At 35.0% G+C, this 22,144-nt stretch carries 11 protein-coding genes and 1 other annotated feature; all 11 genes read right to left on the bottom strand.

Translation table 11 applies throughout. The features are described 5' to 3' along the window. Positions 1-156 precede the first annotated feature (156 nt). The 11 genes from ileS to brxF all read right to left on the bottom strand — a co-directional run bounded on the left by ileS (position 157) and on the right by brxF (position 21,882). Positions 157-3,255 (bottom strand): isoleucine--tRNA ligase, encoded by a 3,099-nt coding sequence (gene ileS / locus ACRPLQ_RS09070; RefSeq protein ID WP_432235924.1) that lies wholly within the window; start codon positions 3,253-3,255, stop codon positions 157-159. Between the two features lie 52 nt (positions 3,256-3,307). Next, positions 3,308-3,551, bottom strand: a binding site (T-box leader). A gap of 218 nt (positions 3,552-3,769) precedes the next feature. Beyond that, positions 3,770-5,119: an FAD-binding oxidoreductase gene (locus ACRPLQ_RS09065; protein ID WP_432235923.1), complete on the bottom strand. Its 1,350-nt coding sequence runs from the start codon at positions 5,117-5,119 to the stop codon at positions 3,770-3,772. Between the two features lie 211 nt (positions 5,120-5,330). Next, complete coding sequence (locus ACRPLQ_RS09060; protein WP_432235922.1) at positions 5,331-6,212, bottom strand: phosphorothioated DNA-binding restriction endonuclease; 882 nt, start codon at positions 6,210-6,212, stop codon at positions 5,331-5,333. A 304-nt stretch (positions 6,213-6,516) separates the two neighbouring features. Then, positions 6,517-8,229 carry a DUF262 domain-containing protein gene (locus tag ACRPLQ_RS09055; RefSeq protein WP_432235921.1) on the bottom strand — a complete coding sequence of 571 codons (1,713 nt, stop codon included), beginning with the start codon at positions 8,227-8,229 and terminating at the stop codon, positions 6,517-6,519. Positions 8,230-8,340: 111 nt separating this feature from the next. Continuing rightward, positions 8,341-8,586 carry a hypothetical protein gene (locus ACRPLQ_RS09050; RefSeq protein ID WP_432235920.1) on the bottom strand — a complete coding sequence of 82 codons (246 nt, stop codon included), beginning with the start codon at positions 8,584-8,586 and terminating at the stop codon, positions 8,341-8,343. 404 nt (positions 8,587-8,990) lie between these two features. Then, positions 8,991-12,182: a helicase-related protein gene (locus tag ACRPLQ_RS09045; RefSeq protein WP_432235919.1), complete on the bottom strand. Its 3,192-nt coding sequence runs from the start codon at positions 12,180-12,182 to the stop codon at positions 8,991-8,993. A 35-nt stretch (positions 12,183-12,217) separates the two neighbouring features. After that, complete coding sequence (locus tag ACRPLQ_RS09040; RefSeq protein WP_432235918.1) at positions 12,218-12,952, bottom strand: hypothetical protein; 735 nt, start codon at positions 12,950-12,952, stop codon at positions 12,218-12,220. Then, entirely contained in the window at positions 12,952-14,904 is a 1,953-nt protein-coding gene (gene pglZ, locus ACRPLQ_RS09035; protein ID WP_432235917.1) for a BREX-3 system phosphatase PglZ, read from the bottom strand. The genes ACRPLQ_RS09040 and pglZ overlap by 1 nt, the downstream gene beginning before the upstream one ends. Positions 14,905-14,916: 12 nt before the next feature. Then, complete coding sequence (locus tag ACRPLQ_RS09030; RefSeq protein ID WP_432235916.1) at positions 14,917-17,712, bottom strand: DNA methyltransferase; 2,796 nt, start codon at positions 17,710-17,712, stop codon at positions 14,917-14,919. 16 nt (positions 17,713-17,728) lie between these two features. After that, positions 17,729-21,427, bottom strand: a complete 3,699-nt coding sequence (locus tag ACRPLQ_RS09025; protein ID WP_432235915.1) for a DUF6079 family protein — start codon at positions 21,425-21,427, stop codon at positions 17,729-17,731. Between the two features lie 14 nt (positions 21,428-21,441). Further along, positions 21,442-21,882: a BREX-3 system P-loop-containing protein BrxF gene (gene brxF / locus ACRPLQ_RS09020; RefSeq protein WP_432235914.1), complete on the bottom strand. Its 441-nt coding sequence runs from the start codon at positions 21,880-21,882 to the stop codon at positions 21,442-21,444. Positions 21,883-22,144 lie beyond the last annotated feature (262 nt).

Raw genomic sequence — 22,144 nt, 5'->3', positions numbered from 1 at the left:
CGGGGTCTCACCTATTCCGCTTCTCCCGCAGGAGTCTTCATCTTGCCCTCCAATCCACAGCTAGAAGCAGCTACCTTCACTATAAAAACAGAAAAAACGAACGGTTAATCGATAAACCGTTCGTACATTAATTCAACTTATCCTTGCCTCTCTTTATCAGTTCTGATTTAAAATGCGAAGCGTAACTTGCTTTGTTCCGACTTTTACCGTCTCTCCGTTTTTGATGGCTTCTTTCACACTGAGACTGTGCAGCAGAAGATTTTCTTGAAGCAGCGTTTCAAACTTCGCAACGGCTTCCTTCACTTCTTCGTCTCCGCTAAGTTCCAAATCAATACGTAAGTTCACGGGTAAATCCAGCTTTTTACGATAGTCTTGAACCGCTCGAATTACTTCACGAGCGACTCCTTCCTGCACAAGTTCTTCGGTTAACGCCGTATCCAACACCGCAGTATACATGCCGTTTGAAGCAACCGCAAAACCTTCTTTTGGCACTTTTTCAACAAGTACGTCTGCCGTTTCAAGCGTTAGGTTTTCTCCTGAAGCAAGCGTAACACTTAGCTTGCCTTGTTCAACAAACTCTTTTCCTTTCTCTTCTGAAAGGTTTTTCAGCGCTTGGTTGACCTCATTAACTTGTTTCCCGAACTTTGGTCCAGCCTGTTTAAAATCAAGTTTTAATACGTATGAAACAAGTTTGTCGTCGTCTTGCTCCACGTTAAAGTTCTTTACATTAAGCTCATCTTTGATGACATCACGGTATGCTTCCCACTCTACATCTTCTTCCGTTACCACAAGTGAAAGACTTTGCAGAGGCTGCTTTACTTTTAACGAATGCGTATTTCGGATGCTTCGGCCTAGCTCAACTACTTGCAGTACCGCTGCCATTTCTTTTTCCAGCTTTTCATTCACTTTGGTTTGATCACATGCAGGATAGTCTGCTAAATGAACGCTTTTTCCTGTCAGATTTTCATGAATATCATCCGCAACAAACGGCGTAAACGGTGCTAACAGCTGACTAAGCGTGACTAACACTTCATGAAGCGTATCGTAAGCCGCTGCTTTTTCGCCGTCCATCCCTTCTGACCAAAAACGATCGCGAGAACGTCGTACATACCAGTTGCTTAGCTCTTCAATGAATGCTGCGATTTCACGAGCGGCATTTGTAAATCCGTAATCTTCAAGATGTGCTGTTGCTCGCTTAACCGTACTATGCAAACGCGAAAGAATCCATTCATCCAATTTTGTTTTTTTCAATTCATACGTTTGCTCAGGGTTATAGCCGTCAAGCTTGGCGTACAGAACGTAAAAGCCGTACACGTTCACAAGTGTATCAATCACTTTTGACTTCGCTTCTTGCACGACGCGCTCTGAAAATTTCTTCGGATTCCAAGGCGCACTGTCTGCTAAAAGCGCCCATCTAAGCGCATCCGCACCAAATGTATGAATAAGATCAACAGGGTCTAGCGCATTTCCTTTACTTTTAGACATCTTTTGACCGTTTTCATCTAACACGTGGCCAAGAGACAAAACGCGCTTATAAGGCGCTTTTCCAGTAAACAGCGTTGAAACTGCCATCAAGCTGTAAAACCAGCCGCGCGTTTGATCAATTCCTTCTGCGATAATGTCTGCTGGAAACTGCTTTTGAAACAGCTCGCTGTTTTCAAACGGATAGTGATACTGCGCAAACGGCATCGAGCCGCTGTCAAACCAAACGTCAATCACTTCTGGCGTTCGCTTCATTTCTCCGCTGCAGACCGGACACGTCAGCTGCACGTCATCTACGTAAGGCTTATGAAGTTCAATACTGTCATCAACGGAATGAGACGCATGATTTTGAAGCTCTTTGATGCTTTTTGGCGCTACTTGATGCTGACATTCCCCGCACTCCCATACGTTCAGCGGCGTTCCCCAGTAGCGTTTTCTGCTGATGTTCCAGTCAACCATATTTTCTAAAAAGTTGCCAAAGCGGCCGTGCTTGATATGATCCGGGTACCACGTCACGCTTTCATTGTTTTTCAAAAACTGTTCCTTCAACGCCGTCGTTTGGATAAACCAGCTTTCATTTGCGTAATAAAGAAGCGGCGAGTCGCATCGCCAGCAAAACGGATAGCTGTGCTCATGCTTTTCTTTATGATACAGCACGCCTTCATTTGCTAAATAACGTACGATATCAACGTCGCAGTCTTTCACGAAACGTCCTTGAAAAGGCGGCACTTCAGACGTGTACTGTCCTTTTTCATCCACTACGTTCACAAATGAAAAGCCGTTTTCTTTTACGACTCTGTAATCATCTTCACCGTATGCAGGTGCTAAATGAACAACACCTGTTCCGCTTTGGTCCGTTACGTAATCAGCCGTTACGACTTCATGCCCTTTTTCAACGTTCACAAAATCAAACGGCGGCTCATACGACATCCCTTTTAACTCATTTCCTTTATGATGAGATAAAACGCTATATTCTCCTTTTAACACTTTGTCTGCGAGTGCTTCTGCCACTATATACACGCTATCGCCTTGCTCAGCGCGAACGTAGTTCATCTCTTCATGCACCGCAAGCGCCACGTTTGACGGAAGCGTCCAAGGCGTTGTCGTCCAGCCTAAAAAATACTCGTTATCGCGATTTTTCACTTTAAATTTCACCGTTACCGTTAAATCTTTTACATCTTTATACCCTTGCGCTACTTCATGCGAACTTAGCGACGTTTGACAGCTCGGGCAGTAAGGTGATACGCGGTGTCCTTTATAAAGAAGTCCTTTATCATGAATAGTACCAAGCACGTTCCATACGCTTTCAATGTAGGAATTCTCCAAGGTGATGTAAGGGTCTTCCATATCAACCCAATAGCCTAGCTGCTCCGTGAACGTGCGCCACTGCTTTTCATACACAAACACACTTTCCTTACACTTGTTGATAAAAGCTTCTACGCCGTATTTTTCAATGTCATGCTTCCCTGAAATTCCGAGCTGCTTTTCGACACCGAGCTCTACCGGTAGTCCGTGCGTATCCCAGCCTGCTTTTCGGATCACTTGATGCCCCGTCATCGTTTTATAACGAGCCACCACGTCTTTAATCGTCCGGCCTAGCGCGTGCCCAACGTGAGGCAAACCGTTGGCTGTCGGGGGCCCTTCATAAAATACAAACGACGGATGCCCTTCTCGGTTTTGAACCGACTGCTGAAACACATTTCCTTTTTGCCACTGCTGCTGGATACGCTGTTCGCGCTCTTGCGAAGACTCCCTTACATTCACTTCTTTCATGTGATACCACTCCTTTTAAAGTTAAAAGCACACAAAGAAACCCGTCCCTATGACTAGGGACGGGTTTTAAACCGCGGTACCACCCTGGCTTCTATTGATCCGTTCATCAATAGCACTCAGCAACGTACAATCATACGCGTTCTTTTTAACGGTAGACTACCGTTCAAACTTACTTATAGGTTCAGTTTGACTTCTCAGAGAGGATATTCCCCTGCGGCTTGAACACTGGCTTTCAGCTATCACCAGCTCTCTGTGGAACAAACTTGCAGCGTACTGATTCTCTTCAACGAATTTGTGTGCTTTTATTAGTAGCTATTGTATGCGCTTTGGAAGGGAATGTCAATGTTTATGATATTTATGTATGTTTCTCCGTATAACGTAGCCATCTATTGATAAAATAACTGCTTACCACTGTTTGCTGCCTTTTTCACGCTCTTAGAAAAAGGCAATGTACACAAAAAACCACCTCATTTAAGGTGGGTATTATTTGGCTCTCCGACTTGAAAGACACTCTTTAAAACCAGTTAACAAATGGCGGGATGCTCTGAGGGAAATGAAATAGATTGCACGGATCATATGCTCGTTTCACTTCTCGAAGCTTTTTAAAATTCTCTCCATAATACGCCGTTGGCCAATCTCTGATGAGCCGGTCCGGCCAGTTCACATAATCTCCAGTTGTATATCTCGATAAAGCATTCCTTAAGTCTTCAATCCATCGAATGTTTACTCGCTCTTCTGAAGGATGGCTCCATGTGGCAAGGTACTCCTGTGCGATAATAGCATCTCTATAATAGAAGGCCGTTTCATTAGAGCCAACTTCCTCCACTGCTCCCCCAAGAGACTGGTGCCAGATACTAGATTTTTCATTCGGAGCATTTTCTAAAAAATGCTTCATTGTTAAAATGGCCTCTTTTGGAAAAGGTTTATTAAGAAAAGAACCTGACCTTTTCCGAGGGGCGGGTTGGTTTCCGCTCGGATCGTCAAAAAATTGTACAGCTTCAATATATGAAACTTCCTTTATTACTACTTTTTTAGGACAACCAGCATCTATTAAAGGCTGCAGAAGTTCCTTCAACTTGAATGATGAACCAACAAATTCACCTTGAGCGATAATCTGATTTGCTTCTTTCGATTTTAACTCGATTTCCGAAGTTAAGCGCTTATCCGTATTCGTGGCCCAGTGCTGCCATGCATCAAAAGCAGCTTCGAAATCTTCCCATTCCCATGTAATTGAAAAGATTGACACCTTTGAAATAGGCTGCACCTTAAAGGTAAGAGACGTAACAATACCAAAGTTTCCGCCCCCACCCCCACAACAAGCCCAAAAGAGATCGCTATTGTAATTTTTATTCGCCTTAATGAGTTCAACTTCTCTCTGTTCATTTACTATGGCCATTTCAACTTCAACTAAATTATCACAAGTAAGCCCAAACAGCCTTGATAACATCCCAATTCCTCCGCCAAGCACAAGGCCTACAAGGCCAACACTGCTTTCCGTTCCTGCAGGGATAGTCGTTCCCTTTTTCCATAATTCATTATATACTTTCCCTAGATTAGCTCCTGCTTCTATTTTCGCTGTCATTTCTTTAGAGTTGAACGTGATTCTATCCATTTCACTAACATCAATCACTAATCCACCGTTTACTAATGAAAAATTTTCATAGCTATGCCTACCGCTTCTTATTCGAAATGGGACATGATTTTCCTTTACCCACTTCAATGCATTTACTACATCGTTTGTATTCTGACAAAATACAATTATTCTTGGAAATTTAGGCACACCTAAATTATTATTTGTTCTAGCCTGATCATATTCCACATCATCAGGTGTAACGATTCGTCCAGTAAGCTTTGTTTCCTCCACGATATAACCCCTTTCTTACATAAAAGATGCTATATCCTATGAATTTTCTTCAAAAAAGACACACAGTTTAAAGGGAAGAAACAGAGAATAGAAAACTTACTGGAGGGGTTCAGGATAAGTGTGCTAATTTATTTTTAACGTATTTTAAATGACGCCACTATGTGTAAATTACTTCCTAAGTATAAACATAGCAATCTATCATGTGCAAAAATCAATTTATATCATTTACTTGATATCTAGCGGGTCCTCTAAACACTTCTCTAACATGCCACCCAAGAAAATCTTCACTCGGCTGGTATGCCGGATGAATTGGATCTCTAAGCTTTTGTCCATGATACTTCATAAGCCACTCTTCAAATCCATTTGTCCCGTGCGCTTGAGTTGCCACTAACAGCTCATTATGATCTGAAAAAGTAAAAACTCCTCGATCAAATAATTTATGATGCATCGAACACAATGCGATTCCGTTACTTTCAATATCTGGCCCTCCCGCTTGATGCCACTTAATATGAGCGGCCTCTACACCAACTAAATTATGACCAAGACGAACGTTAAAACCACAAACAGCGCAGCTATATCCGTAAGCTTGAAGAATTTTCTCTCGAAACTTTGGATTTCTTCTTCTCTTTAACTGTGTTTCAAAATCCAACCCTACCGCTCTTAATATATCTTCATGGATCGTATCCGGAAAATGCTCATTTAATAAAAATTGCGCTGCATCTTGAAGCAGCGTAGGATCATTTGCAAAAAGGTTATAAATATCCTGTCTAAAACCGCCTACTATATTTGTACTCAGCAAATATTTATCTGTAAAGCTACGCTTATCAACTTCTTCACTTAGCTCCCATATTCCATCTCCTGTCAAACGAACAAAAGGATGCTCTGGATGATAGGAACTCCGAGAAGGTCCAAACTCCATAAGCAGCTCTTTTAAAGGGATTTTCACCTCGCTATACGGCAGGTGCATTCGTTGCTTGGCCTGCAGCTGACCTAAAGCATACAGTATTAGTAATGGTTTGTGCGGAGCTCTTTGATCTCTTTTTTTCCAGATGTTTAAGTTCTTTATTTTTTGAAGTACTTCTTCTCTGTTCATGTTTATTTTTAGCTCCTAACTCTATAACAACTCCATTCGACACTACTTTTTGTAACACGTTAAATAATGCTATATTGCTAACTTCAATATAATATATAAATTGAATATATTAAACTTTTTAGAAGACCAGATGCGGTTTCCTCATGAAAATTTGAAATACATCTACCCTGCACTCTCTACTTAGTTTTATTTGTAGTAAACTCGACAAAGTAAAAACTTAGAGTTCTTTTTTACCTACTAACCTTTCAGTCAACGGTAAAAAAGACTCACAATCGTGAGCCTTTTCCGTTAAACATTTAGCTATTTATACAAAATAGATTTTTAATAATCGATTAACCAGTACCTCATGACGGTTCTCACACTCAGAAATAGTCCATTCTCGGATAGGTTTCAGCTCTTTAGTTAGTTCAAAGTCGGTGATGCCATTTGAAAAATATTTATCCAACTTAAATTGAAAATCTTTGTTATTAGCAGATGAATTTTTCTTCCTACTTAATAAGACTAAGTTACCCAATTTATGAGTCCAATTTTTTCGATCTTCTTGAGCAAAAGCTCCTTCCCAAGCGCTTTCTTTGGGAGGATTTTGAGGCAAGATGTGTTCAACGCTAATTACTCCGCTATAAGCCTTTTTAATTGTAGCATTTTCACTTAAACTCATATCTAAGCGTAATAATAAATATTTAGCAAACTTTTTCCGATAAAAATCTTGCACATTAATATTATATGTAAAATCAGAAAGGCTGTTCTCTGTGTTAAAAATATCAGATGTTATAACTTCTTCTACTGATAAAGCCGTATCAATTGATTGAATCATCTTAACTGTTTCCGTAACACGTGCGGTAGGTGATAACCCTTTAACCCAGCTAGTCACAAATTTCTTTTCTAGCAATTGTAGAAATGGATATACTTGCTCATTATCATTAAATTTTTGAACAAAATGAATGAATACAGGAATCCAATCAGATCCAGGAATGAAGTCTCGCATTAACGTTAGCAAACCATAATACTTTGCTTTTAGATCTGTATCTCTACTAGCCAGCTCTGCATTTAATACTTTTTCACGATAAATCTCAGCAAATTCTTTTACATATTCAATAAAATTCTTTCCTTTAAAATCAGAATTCTGTTTGAATACTTTTTCATTATACTCTTCTTGAATCGTTTTCTTAGCTTTTTCTTTTACGTAAATTAGTCGAATAAAACCAAGAAGTTTCTCCAATTCTTCACGACCTAGTTCTTCCTCCATTGTTTCCCAAACATTTTGGTAGTAATGGCGCTCTGTATCATTTACCGCCTCCAAGTTCATGCTTTTCAATAAATCGGCATTACTTAACGGCATACCCCGATCATTTAATACAGAAAACAAGCGAAAAGCAGATGTAAACGTACCAGTTTTTACATAGACAAACATACAATTATTTAAAACAAAAACAACCATTTTGTTTAATAACTCTTCATCTACTAAACCTGTAGCTTCATCTCTAAATTTATCTTTGAACCGCTCAATAGCCTTACTCATTCTTTCTTGTGACTCTGTGACAAATGAGGATTCGGGCTGTGACGTGCCGCCTTCTTCTAAAATATGTTTTTTGAAATACGCAAAATCTCGATCTCTTACTTTTAAACGAAAGGTTTCAGGTTTGTCTTCAAAAATATCAGCTTCTTGATAGATTTTCGATTGGAGTGTGCTTTTAGCTTTTGGAGATGTAATTAAATCTCGCATTACAGCTAATAAAATTGTTAAGGTTGTTAAGCGCTGCTGTCCATCTACAACATCATAAAGACCGCTTTCATCACTTTTTTGAGAGATTATTTGTAAAATTACACTTCCCAAAAAGTAACTATTTTCTCCGTCTTCCATCGCTTCTCGAATATCATCAAACAGCTGATCAAGCTGGTCTTTTTCCCATGAATATTGACGTTGGTACCCTGGAATTTGAAAAGCAAACTTAGAACCAAATAAATCCTTAAATAAAATTTCTTTTGCTTCAATTTTTGTGTCAATTACTGTTGTCATGTTATCCTCCAAAATATTAATTATATAGAATGTCAATATACCTAAAATTATTATAATACAAACAACTTGAACATGAGGGGATATTGACTAGAGGTATGTGTTTATAATGCCCTACACTTCTACATCTTTATCTCTTTCTTCATCTATCGGTTCAATACTTTCCCATTTACCCGCACGTTCAAGTTCACTTTTTAAAATATCAAATAATGTACGGTGATATCGTACACTATCAGGGTTATCACTTACACTTGTTAACCTAGCATCGGTAGAACCAACTCTCATGGTGATTTGCCCTACTTTATTTTTAAAAATACGTAGTGGTACTTCAATGGTTTTAGTGTTTTTGCCTTCTTGCATTTAAATTCCTGCCTTCTGTTATTATTTTTTATAATATTACTGGAATGTTTGATTTCATATATTTAATATTATTTTGATTATTATTAAGTTGAATCAGATGTGTCTCATCAGACTTTTTAGTTAACTTCATCTTTTTTAGATTCTAATCAATAGTTATAGTTACAGATTCAGGAAAATCAATAGAAAAACCATCTTTAGAGATACGAGGATGCAGATAAAATTTTGACTGAAAACGCTGAGAATAAGATAAGAGAAGGACTTTTTAACACAACAAATGAGTATTCAAAACAGCAATTACTTAAACAATATAAAAAGCAATTAAGTATAGAATAAAAAGAATGATTAATATAGCCTCTAGGAGTAGGGGCTATATTAATTTAAATATTTAAGGATAGTGTGTCGCTTCAAGCAAATAATGCTGTTTTCATAGCTCTTTCCTCTATAATTTCATTGTCTTTCACTATATAAATATAGACTTTATCTAGAATCTCATTTAAATCTTCTAGATAAAAACTTTTTGGAACAAAATGCTGACTATTTGTGAGGATAATATATCGTTCTTCTCCATTAAATCTTTCACTATAATAATCAATTAAGCTTAGGTTATCAAACATCTTTACATTTAGGCGACCATTTTCTCGTTCATAATTCATCACTACTTCGTAATAATCTTTAGCAATTAGACGTTCACAAACTCCACTTGGAACTACTTCAAACGATATAATTTTCTTTGGAGGCTTCAAAGAAATATTTTTTTGACGGTAGATTATATTTAGTCGTTCTTCTTTTTTAAGATCTAAATCAATCAGCTGAGCATTCATTTGATTGATTAAAGCACTATTTCGATTATCTATATTTTCCTGTTGATATTTTTCTAGCCGGTCTAGTGCTTCACGATATTGCTGATTAAAAGTTTTTTCTAAAAACGTTAGCAACTTGTCCAATTGCTTCTCTCTTTTCGATGAAAGTTGATTTCGTTCAGAAATAGCCCGGTGCATTGCCTCATTGGTACATTGACTTTCTACATTTTCCTTTTTCATAAAAGAAGTTTCGGAGAAATCATTTGCAAATATCCAATACTGGTCTAAAGGAATAATATCTCCATTTTCTCGTTTTGCCAAATGAAGATAATAATTATTTAATTCTCTTCCTGTACCATCTATAATACTTATATAATAAACCTCTATGTGAAGTTTCTCAGGAACATTTGCAGTAACTATATAATGATGCCATGCTAGACCTTCAATTTCTTTTTTCATTAACTCTAGACTCGCGTGAAATAAAGGGTGATTTTCATCTATCATTGGTACGTTTTCAATCTCAATAGAATTAGTAAAACGAAAACTATCCTGTTGATAGGTTTCTAGCTCTGGGATACGATCTCTAATAAACTTCGGTAATCGCTCGATTCGCATAACTCTTGAATCTTGAGACTTAAAAATACGTACACGTTTTCTCTCTAGTATATAAGCGGTTAAATTAGTAAAAGCGCGCTTTGATATTCTTTGAACCACTAAATCATTCTTTACACGCTTTAATGTTGAAATATCTATACTTTCTCCGCTCATTCTTTCTTCTTGCATTAATTTTAGAAGTTTCTCGTGCTCATCAGATAATGTTTTTTCCATCCCCTCAATTATCTTGTCTAGATTCTCACGATGTAAAATCGCTCGCTGCATTAAGTCTGCTAAACTATCATAATTATCATCTAAAACTTCACCTATAAAATCGTATACTAAATCGGAGCCTAAGTCCGTTTTCATCAGCTCCATTTTATCTAGTAACTTAACCATGACACTACCTTCACGCGTATTTTGAGCAACTAAATTAAATACAGCTACTTCGTTCTTCTGTCCAATACGATGGATGCGCCCCATTCTTTGTTCAAGTTTATTAGGATTCCATGGAATATCATAGTTAATCATTTGATTACAAAATTGAAGATTAATAGATTCACCGCCAGCATCGGTTGCTATCATAATTTGACATTCATTTCTAAACATTTCAACTTGTTTTATACGTTCATCCATTGAAAAGTTCCCAACAATTTTTGCTACTTTTAATACTCTTTTAGATAATTTTTCTTCTAAATAATTTAGTGTATCTACAGATTCTGTAAAAATTAAAATCTTTTCATTATGATTTAAAAGTCCATCTGTTCCAAATAATGTTTTTTCAAGCTCTTGGTATTTTCTCTCTACAGCATATAATTTAATATTTTCAGCTTGTTGAATAAGCTTCTTTAACATAATTAATTCATTCTTTAATGCTTTAGTATCAATTAAATCTATGGCTTTCTCAATTTGATTTTCAAGCTTTTCTTGAACTTGACTGTCTTCTTCTAAATAATTTTCTGTTTCAAGTGCTTTCATTTTTTTTACGTATTTATTTCTGTCTTCTTCAGTTTGCTTATAAAGTTTAAATAATCGACTATACCTTCTCTTTAAAGAAAGATAGATAGCAGTAATAGAGGAACTGAGTCGACGTTGAAGTAACATCATTGCAAAGGCTGTACTGTTACTTCCATTATTCATTGCACGATTAAAATAATGACGCACGTACTCTGTTACTGCTTCATAAAGAGCTAATTCTTCGTCTGTAAGGCGATATTGAATAGTTTTAGTTGTGCGTTTAGGAAATAATGGTGTTCCATCAAAATTCTTTAAATTTTCTTTTAACCGCCGGATTATAAAAGGGTTTGCTTTTTCTTTTAAATCTCCAGATATCTTACTGCTAGAGAAGACATCTTCATCAATTAATTTCATCAAATGTCTAAAATTTTCAGAATCGCCCTTATGAGGAGTGGCTGTTAGTAGTAAACAATGTGACGCCTTTTTTAGTAGAGACTCCCCTAATTGATACAATTTTGTCCGAAAGGTTTTCTTTTTTAATGTACCATGTGTATAGGCTGCCATCTTATGAGCTTCGTCAACAATAACTAAATCGAATTGAGCTTCTTGTATAAGTGCCTTTACATCTTCTCTCATAGCCCAGTACATAGAAGTTAAACACAATTGATTTAATATAAATGGATTTTTTCCGCCATATTCTTTTAAGGTCATACGATTTATAATGTGAAAATGTTCATTGAATTTCTGTTCTAACTCCCCTTGCCATTGTCTCAATACAAGGGGTGGCACCAAAATCAAAACCCTACTTACACTTAGTCTAGCCTTCAATTCTTTAATCAACATCCCTGACATAATTGTCTTACCTGCACCGGGATCATCTGCTAATAAAAAACGCACCTGAGGCACTTGAAGCATTCTGCTATATACCGCCTCAATTTGATGTGGTAAAGGCAATAAATTTTCATTACCAAGAGCTCTCGTTTCTGAAAATCTCATATCGTTTTTTAAAATCAAATAATGTAAGTAACGTTGAACATCTAACGCTTTTTCCTCACGTGTCTCAATTTCCTGCTTTAAACGTCTAAACTTTTGAATCTTATGTTGTTCAATTACAATCTCATAATATTGGCCTGTTTCTTGTCCAATTGCCTCAATAAGAAAATACTCCCCTATAGCTTCACACTTTTTTATTTGTACACTTTCAGGAAAGTGTGAAGTGGATACAATATCGCCTACTTCCAACATACTTGGTTCCTCCTGTGTGACAATAAAACTTACTTTTATAATAATGCAGTCTGAACTATGCTATTACGCTCAACAACCAATGCATCCATTCCCTGACGGTGAAAAACAAGACCATTATGCTGCCTTAACTCTAAAAGATTTAATTCATACATAAACGGGAAAAATAAACTATGATCTTGAATAATATCTAATTGTAAAGATGTGTTCTCTGTTATTTGCAAGAGTATCTGTATAATAAATGCTTGCATTTCTACATTACCTATTTGGATTTTATCATTTAATTGATAAGAACGATTTTGAGCTGGAATTATAATTTCCCATGCTTTCATACTCATTAAGACAGCACTTGTTGCAACTTCTACTCTTCTTCTATCCCCATAAGCCTCTTTCATTCGTTGTCCTATGACTGTACTTGGTACGTTATCTTGTAATTGAAACAGCCTACCAAGCTCTTGAGCAACATCTTTGAAAAAAGGATAAGCGGCTAAAGTCATCCCCCAATGAATAAGTAACCTTTCCTCTTTAGTTAATAAAGGGAATATATCTAAAATGCTATTACGAAAGGGAACTAATTTTTCATCTACCGAATACCATATCTTCATTAGCATCGTAATAGCATTTTTTCTTGATTTAGCTCCGCTAATATCACTACGCAAATAACCATCTAGTAGCTCATACATTTCTTTTCGAGAATATTTATTGATATGTTTTGCTGTGAAATCTAAATGATGTAATAATACTTTTTGATCAAACCCAACAGGCTTTTCCATTAAATATCCTCTCCTTGTTTTTTCTGTATTTTAATAAAAGGTACAATGACTTCCTCTATACTAATCCCACCATGAGTAACAATTTTCTCATTCTTTGTTACAAATGCCTCTCCATATTCCGAAAATAGTGCATAATAATTCTCAGGAAGGCCAGCATTACTCCAAGCTATAGATTGAATATTTGATAAGGAATCTTCATAAAGTGTACGATCATTATATATTCGTACACGCTCTCCTTTTTGCTCAACTAGAACACCTTCTGAAACACGACCAATACCTTTAGCATTTGTATTACCATGGTCAGAAGTTAGATAAATAGTGTAATGGTCATTCACTAAGTCAGTCAATAATTGTACTAAATAATTTGTTTGTAACCATAGATCAAGATTAGATACCAAACTTTTTTCTCCTAGAACTGCATGGTGTGTAAGTTGGTCAATGATATCTACTACACATCCGTACACTTTAATTGAATTTCTTTTTAATGCCATTATATTATCACGACTATATGGTTCTTTTCCTAGGCCTCGTTGATATGCTACATATTGCTTTAAAACTCCATGGCTTTCCCAAAACGATTTCCAATGTTTCTCTTCTGCAGCCGTTGTTTTAATAGTTTTCCCAAATGTATTAGGAACATTACCTGAAAAAATAGATTGACGTGAGACTGAAGTAAGAGTAGGTACCCATGCAAACACACCATTCTCTTCAAAAGAAAAACCATTTTCTTTTAGATATTTTCTTATTTGTTTCCACTGAATAAAGCTCATTCCATCTAATACAACCAAGGCATTTTTTTCATTATTTTCTTTTTTTGCATACATTACATGGGGAATATGATGAACCATTTTAGGCTTTGGTAAAGGCGGTAAACTTACTAAAGCCTGAAATTGATCGTTCATCCAACTTTGGAAAATTTTATTTATTTTCACCATAATCTCTTCTGCTTGATTATATTGCTCCTCATCATCATTTTTTAAAGCAACATATTTATATTCACCAGCCAACTCCATAACTTCAATCCAGTCTTTATATAACTTGATATTTGTAAGCTTATGATTTATTTTTTCCTCAAGATGGAGGAATACCTTGCAAGAATCTAGCAGTTTATAGTCTTCTTCAATAATTCCTATTTTCATCCACTCAGGCAAGTGGGTGCTTGAAGCCACTTTAACCTTTGACAGAATCCCCTCCATAAATAAATTATTTATTAAACTATGGACATTATGACTTGCAAAGGGATGGATATCTTTTGTATGTCTTTCAGAATTTATTTCGCCTTCATTGATTTCCCTATATAGCTCTATTAAATTAGCCCATTGCTCTTCAATAAAACTATAAAAAAACGTAGAGGAGGAAATCAATTCCTCTATAGGTAATTTCCCAAACACTTCAACTCGTTTAAAGTTATCAATAAGCAGTTTCTGAACGCTATACGGAATTTCCTTTTGCGCATAGTGAAGGGAAAGTAATATTCTGTATAATTCTATTTCATTATTAATAATTTCATATGGGATTTTATATAATTGTTTAATGAGATACTCTAGAGTATCTTTATCAGAAGAAGAGCCTTGATACTGGGCATGCACAGTAAACAAGGCATCAAAATCTTCACGATTCATACTTCGAAGTATAGGTACAGAAAATTTAGGGAATATCGTACCAATGTTAAGTTTGAAACTAACGCCTTTCTTTAAAAGGTCAAAAGGAAAAACAATTTTATTATTTGTATATACAATTAATTTTAAATCTCCTTCTTTTCCTCTATATGTTTGTTCGAAAATATATCTAAATGAGATACTATCCTCAAAACGTACAACATTGTAACCATATTCATTTAATTGCTTTATTATTAATTCGTCATTTAGTAAATAGTCTTCATCATGAATTAATATAATAGGACTGATGTTATCTTGAAACTTTACTAGTATCTTATCACGCCAACTACTCATATTAATCACCATCTATAATCCTAATCGAATACAAGCATTATCATAATACATAAGCAACTTATCATCTTCTTGGATAACACTTTCAGGTAGACGCTCTCCAATTTTAACAATTTTTTCAAAATCTTTTTCGCTATACGCTTTCTTAAATCCATAACGGATAGCCTCTGTACGAAATTGTCTTAGTTTTTTCTTACTTTTTTCTAACTCTTCTAAATAACTATCAAACTCACGTAACAATGCTTTTTCACGTAATTTTTCTAAGTCTGCTTGTTTATTTGGATCTGGAACATACCATCTACTCCAAGCTTTTTCAATTAACGCTGGGTCATTTGAATCTAAACCACGTAAGTCTTTATAATTTTTTCTCAAGTAAGAAGTAATTTGGTCAGGCACTATTCCATCGCCTTCATACCTCAAAAAGTTTTGATCTAACAAATCATCTAGTTCTGGTAATAATTCGTGCTTAGCAATATGCTGAATTTCTTTCATATAACTTGGATGTAAATCCTGTCGTTTTTGTGGTTTTTTCAAAAGTTGTTGTCTTATCCATTCAATTGCACTATTTTCATCTGATACAAACAGATTCATTTGTGCGAACTCTTTTACTAAAGTACGCTTCTTATCATATTCAGCAACCTGATTTTCTAGGAATATCATACCATCACGCATTGGAAAACGCTGTGCTACTCCCACTTGAAAATCAGCTGATGAAATTGGAACAGGTAAATTATTTTGAACATGATAAGCTACCATCCGGTCAAATAAGATACGAGGCGTTCTTTCCGGTATAACTTGAGCTTCCCCTTTTAAACCAATAAATGTAGGTAATTGCTCCAAGTGCTGTGCAACGAATGTCCATGCGGATTCTTTAGTATTTTGTTCTTGTTTCATCTTATCTATATCTTCTTTTTTAGGCTTATAAGCTGAGATAACTAAATCTTGTTTTACTGCTGTTGTAGTAGTGACAGCTTTAAAACTCCCCTGCTTCTTGTCTAAAGCCGCAACATTAGCTATAATAAACCCAGCTTTTTGAATTGCTTCTTGAATTGCGTTCCAGACGCTTGCTTGGGAATTGCTAAATTCTACTGTCATCCACCTACCAGGCTTTAACACTTTAAAGTAACTTTTAAAGCTCTCTTCCATAAGCTTTTGATATTCTAATAAACCTTTTGATTGTGTATTGTTCATAATAGCTTCATCTTCATTATTAGTAACTAACTTGAGCCAACACTCCCAAAGAAAATTCAGCTCTGAATACATTAAATTCTTACCAAATGGAGGATCTGTGAAAATATAATCAACAGCATTTTCATTAATACTTTCAATTTTAGAAGTAGACTGAGTAGAGGTAATCGCCGCATAGCCTTTACTTTTCTCCTCTAGTAACATTTTTTCATAATCCTTTAATTTTTTTTCAAGTAATAAAATAACATTTCTTTCAAAGATTAGAGATGGTATATATAAGGTTCCACTCAAACCACCAGTTCCCCCAAACCGGAATCGATTAGTTTTAGTAGCTCGGTTAACTGAAGCCTGAAAGAAAAACAATAACCTATTGAAATATTTAGATTGTTTGGCATGGTTAACGAAACTAGCTAAAGTAAATATATTCCTATGTGTGTAATAATGATGAGAATGAGTTAAGCCGGTTCTGTCATTTCTTCTAGATTCATCCCCCGCTGGCATTCTTTCAAGTGGGAATTGATAAGGAATTTTATCAGTTTTAATTTTTTCAATTAATTTTAAATCTTCCTCATTAACTGCTCTTTCAAATCTTTTTGTTCCAACTGAATAATTAATATATACGGGGTTCTGTTTTGCAACAGTGATTACGTCGTTAAGGTACTTGTCATAGTAAGAATCCCACGCTCGTTCTAATTTACTTTTCTGGAGTTCAATTCCACAATGACCACAATTAAAATCACTAAGGATTTTCTTTTCCTCGGCATCTACAGCAACATCCCAATATGTAATTTCATTAGTACAGTTGGGACATTGAAATACATCACTCCATACAACATAATTAATCTTTCCATTACCATATTGATTGTTTCCTGCTTGATGTACTGTTTCATACATCCAACTGCACTCTTCTTTTACTAATTCTAAGATTCTTTTAGCTTCTTTAACAAAATCCTGAACATCTGGCACAGAATTGTAGTTATATGTGATTAAAGTAGCTGAGGGGGAAAGATCATTTAGTATAGTTAAACGTTTACCAAATTCCCCCACTTCTTCCCCTGAACTATTAATAATCTTTTTATCACTAATTGTATATCCTAAACTTTTAATGGTCTCTTCATTACCACACCTTCTAGCTGCTACACCTGTCATACCTGTCCCTGAGAACCCATCTAATACAATATCGCCTGGACGAGTATAATGTAATAAATAATGCATTATAGCTTTATAAGGCACCTTTGTATGATAGCTATGTGCATTATAGACTGCATCATTTTTTCCTTCACTCACATCAGAAGCAAAAGGTTCACAGTGATATTCCTCATCATTCTCTCTTCCGTACTTCTCAACTTTTTCCCGCTCCCACTCCTTAATAAAATTATTTAGCCAAGGATTTGGGCATGCAGTATAATATGGAGGATCAGATAATGCAATAATATCCTCGTCTTCGCCTTTTGGAAATCCTTTTAACTGTTTTAACTCAGGTAATTTTTTTCTTAGCTCATCTCGAAAGTATTTTTGACGTACTTCGTCATTTTCAAATTCCATACCTAAGCAGATAATTGGGTTATTATCTGCTTGAGTTTGTTCTTCTAAAAATGATAATTGTTGTGTTTCTTTATTCAAGTTTAATTCCTCCTATTTATTTCTTAACCATTAGACGAACACGACTTGTTTCGTTAATTCCAACCAAGTCTTTTATTAATATTTCAAAGTTTCTCCTTGCTTCATCCACACTGATAGGATTTCCATCGCCAAATATTTTTGTAAGTTCGGTTAAGTCAATTTGTTCTTTATGAATTCCTTTAAGAACGATATTAATTGCATCAACTAAACTTAGAGGGATTGGAAAACTAAATGCCTTGTTAGAGATCAGTTCTTGAATCAAGAGTTTCTGGTTAGATTCAAGTAGTTCAATACTAGTTTTTACTAATGGGTCATTAAAGTTAGTTAGTAACATTTCTGTCCATGAATTCAGTAACTCTCCTAATTGATCCTCTAATTGAGATAATGAAGGTTTTTGTTTATTTTGTTCTTCACGTGGGTTATATCTACAATTCGGACATTCAGGAATATGACTCATATTCTCGATTGTTAAATTATAACAATCTTTAAGAGATTTTAAACTTGTTTCCCATTCTTCAAAAGATTGACTTGGCAAAAACATAATTTCTGACGAAAGGGTGCGCAGAGCTTCATAACGTGAATCTCTTAATAAATCTGATTTTCTTTTATTTTCCGTTGCATTTAAACGTGCCCGCTGATGTAAACTCATATAATGGTTAATATACTGTTTCTTTAATTCTTCCAAGTCTGAAACAGCTTTGGTGCAATCTTCATCCTTTTTTAAAGCAATACTTAAATCACCTAAAGCTATATCAACATCGTCAATCCAACTTTGGCTTGGGGAAACAATATATTTTGCTTTAGTCAAATAATTCGCTACTTTAGTATATTCATTTATCTTTTGCTCTAATTTGATTAACTTATGGCTAAGTGTTAGGTGAATTTTTTCTTTTTCGATACGATTTACGTCATACTTTAAATTAACCATTTTTGCACGTGTATTATACACTTGCAACCCCTGTAAGAACTCACTTAAACTTTCTAATTTAGCAATAATCTCATCTTTCTCTTCTCTAGAAAAGAGCTGTCCATCCCAGGTTTGGAATTTATCACGTACATTTGATATCATTTCAATAGTTTTTACTATTTCCTCTTTTGCTCTTGATATGATTTGTTTAATTGAAAAATCTACTGAATTTGGATCTGTAAATTCAGCCGGGACCGCCTTAAACATTTCTATTAATGCTTTTACTGCATTAACTGGTAAGCCACTTGGTTTTTTTATATGACTAAAGTAAGTTAAATCACTAACTGGTAAACGTAAAAGATCTATAAAATTCATAGCTTCATAAGTTGTACTATTTATGCTAATCACAATTTCTCCACTCTGTATTAGCGCTGCTAGTACTACCACTAACAATTCAGGTTCCATTGCAAATTCTTTAGTTAATCGTTGATCAGGTGTACCGTGAACAGTGTTAATAACCTCAATTAGTTCGTTTTGGTTTAATACCTGTCCTTGCCCTTTTTTATTTAACAGCTCTAATACCCATTTAGCATATCCTGAATTCCTTGTAGTAGGATTCCCGTTATTGTCCAGTAGGACTAACCCATCTAGTATCGCTTCACCTTGGTTAGTTTTCTTTCCATTTAAATAATCTAAAGCATCTCTTACATACGTATGCATGTTGGCTTTTGTAACATATGATCTTTCTAATTTGCGAAAAGATGGATATTCATCATATTTAGTTTCAAACCATTGTGATAATAAATCTTGTGCAACTGAATCAATAACTTGAATCAAAGTATCTGGATTACTTGGAAGGAAAAAACCATGTTCTATAACATTTGCTTTGTTTCCTTTATAGACAATTTCAAATGCATCTACAAAGTTTTCTTTTAACCACTTAATTAATTTCTTAAAATAGGCATCCATCTTCGGTTTATATAAGTGACGGTTTGTAATTGTATCATTATACATCTCACAAGCGCCTCCATATAAACGCAACAGATCAATTAATTCATCATTTTTCTTAATTAGACGAAAGAAAACCTCATCTTCTTTATGTTCATCTTTAAACTTAGGCTCTTCAAATGGTTGAAGCATATAAATATAGAAATCGCGTTCAGGTTGTGCTGTGGAACGCTCATTAGGCGCGCCAAAGAAAAGGTAACCTTGACGTTTTACTCGACGATCTTCCCAGGGAATCTCATGCAACCATATCTTATATCCGTTAACATATGAACTTTCTGCAACTTCTGTTGCTTGCTTTAAAACTTGAAAGTAATAACTATCTAATTGATGGTCAGCTAAACCTTCACTGCGCTGTTGAATTAAATCGTCTACTGCCGTTACTTTTTCGATATCAACAAAATATTGACCGTTATCTTTATTCAGTGATATAAATTGGTAACTAGCAGCGGTCATTAATTCTTTCATTGCAGCTTCAATCATTGTTGTTAAAAATTCAGATGCTTCTTCATCTAATTCTAATAGCATAGGGTTACTGAGAAATAATTTATCTCGTAGAGCTTCTGATGTAAGTCCAATTGGTGTCTTTAAATCATCCGTAGTTAAACGATAGACAGCGAGAGCATCTACAAGTTGATTTGCCATGTTTTTATACTGCCGCTTAACACTGTTCTGAATACATCCCTTTAATGTTTCAACTTTATCCATAATTAGCCTTACATTCTCTTTAATTCGAAGCGCAGAATCCTCTTCAATATACTTCCAATAATGATCAAATGAAATTAACCCTGTTGTCTCTTCAGGAACTTCATTCATCAATAATTTTTTAATTTCCTTACTAATTGTCTGAAGAATAACACGCTTTTCAGCTATATTTACCTTTTCAAATGTTTCAAGGTAAGCGGGATGTATTGGAAACATGTCAACGTAGGTTTCCATGTCTTCTCCAAGCCCATTATAAAGTTTAGTAAATTTACTTAAGTGCTCTCGAATTAAAGCTCTTTGTTCATCGTTTTTTTTCAATAACCGTTCTGATACAACAAACGCAATATCTTCTCGAACAATCCTCACCTCATTAAAACGTTCCTTAACTCGACGAAGTGACTCGGCAACAAAGCTAAACTTTGGATTATCAAATAACATTTCTTGTACACCTGAAATGAAACGAAAACGCGATTTACTACATACTTCCCCTATCTCTCTCAAAAAACCTAAGTCAAGTGTGAGCTCTTGTTCCTTACGCCCACGTAGATAATCAAGCAATTCATCAATTACTAATAATAGACCTTTATCAGGGTGTTGCTCATGAAATAAATCCATCATTTCATAAAACATTTCTTTGTTATTTGTGACCTGATCAGATGATGGAAAAGAATAGTCAACACCCATTTTTTCAAGTCCTCGTTCTAATTCACGACAAATAATTTCACGTAAAGGCATTGTAACTGCACCAAATTCTGCCCTTATGACTTTAAATTTCCCTTCAATTTCTCTAGCTTTTTCCGCTACTTTTTTATTACGTAAATGCTCACTTGCACCAGGTAATTCGGCTATCGTAGAGATAACACTCATTAAATGTGACTTACCAGTTCCGTAATTACCTACAATTAGAGTACCTTTATTATCAACTAAGCGGTCAAATTGAACATTCTCAATAATTTCAGTTGTTAATTTTTCAGCCATATTGTCAGAAATAACGTATGTGTTTAATAATGAAATTGCATAATTATTGTTATTTGCTTCTTTTAACTGTACAACAGATTCAACTGCTTCAAATTCTATTAGATTACTATAACGTAACATTTAAATTCCCACCTTTAATTCACAATTACTTTCCCTTCATAATCAGAACATGTAAAATATTCAGGATGTCCAACCTCAGCATAATTTAATATTCCATTCTCGTATAGACCTGGCCATATAACGATTAATTTATTTCGTTTACTTATATTTTCAAATAAACGAATAGGGTGTATTTGAAGTACAGGATCAAATAATATCTCAAAATGTTGGAATATATATATTTTTGATTGATCATATAAAAAGTTTTGAATAATTTCTTCAATATAAAGAGAATATTGACCTTTAGGTAAATTTATTAATGATTCACTAAGCAAAAGGTTTAGGTTTAACACTTTAATCTTTGGATCTAGGAGTGCTAGTTGGTTTATTAAAATTTCATTTTTGTATAAAAATAGAAGTTTGTGCCACTGGTCTCCTATTTGCTCTATCTCATTTTCCGCATTATGCAAATTCATGTATTAAACATCCTCTTCAACGTAAAATCATCCGAAAAAATTCCAATTCATATTTTTAACCCTACTAGTTCAAGTTAAGAGTGATTTGTCTATATAAAATATACTAATATAACCTTAGCCCTATAACAACAAAAAAAGGTAGTAAGAACCCTTTTTTAAAAAAAGATTCACTACCTGACAATTCTATTTATTTAATATAACTCAATAGAATAAATGGAACTACTATGTATATGTAAATTTATTTACTCTCTTTTTAAATTAT

The sequence above is a fragment of the Priestia sp. TRN 1309 genome (genome assembly GCF_050846875.1).
GTDB lineage: Bacteria > Bacillota > Bacilli > Bacillales > Bacillaceae_H > Priestia > Priestia zanthoxyli.
Note: the sequence above shows the minus strand (reverse complement) of the source record. Positions and strands in the feature narration are given on the sequence as shown.

Bases quoted from the DNA above. Each gene is read 5' to 3' on its own strand.
- brxF (WP_432235914.1), bottom strand. From the start codon at position 21,882: ATGAATTTGCATAATGCGGAAAATGAGATAGAGCAAATAGGAGACCAG.
- pglZ (WP_432235917.1), bottom strand. From the start codon at position 14,904: ATGAGTAGTTGGCGTGATAAGATACTAGTAAAGTTTCAAGATAACATC.
- ACRPLQ_RS09045 (WP_432235919.1), bottom strand. From the start codon at position 12,182: ATGTTGGAAGTAGGCGATATTGTATCCACTTCACACTTTCCTGAAAGT.
- ACRPLQ_RS09040 (WP_432235918.1), bottom strand. From the start codon at position 12,952: ATGGAAAAGCCTGTTGGGTTTGATCAAAAAGTATTATTACATCATTTA.
- ACRPLQ_RS09055 (WP_432235921.1), bottom strand. From the start codon at position 8,229: ATGACAACAGTAATTGACACAAAAATTGAAGCAAAAGAAATTTTATTT.
- ACRPLQ_RS09060 (WP_432235922.1), bottom strand. From the start codon at position 6,212: ATGAACAGAGAAGAAGTACTTCAAAAAATAAAGAACTTAAACATCTGG.
- ACRPLQ_RS09025 (WP_432235915.1), bottom strand. From the start codon at position 21,427: ATGTTACGTTATAGTAATCTAATAGAATTTGAAGCAGTTGAATCTGTT.
- ileS (WP_432235924.1), bottom strand. From the start codon at position 3,255: ATGAAAGAAGTGAATGTAAGGGAGTCTTCGCAAGAGCGCGAACAGCGT.
- ACRPLQ_RS09050 (WP_432235920.1), bottom strand. From the start codon at position 8,586: ATGCAAGAAGGCAAAAACACTAAAACCATTGAAGTACCACTACGTATT.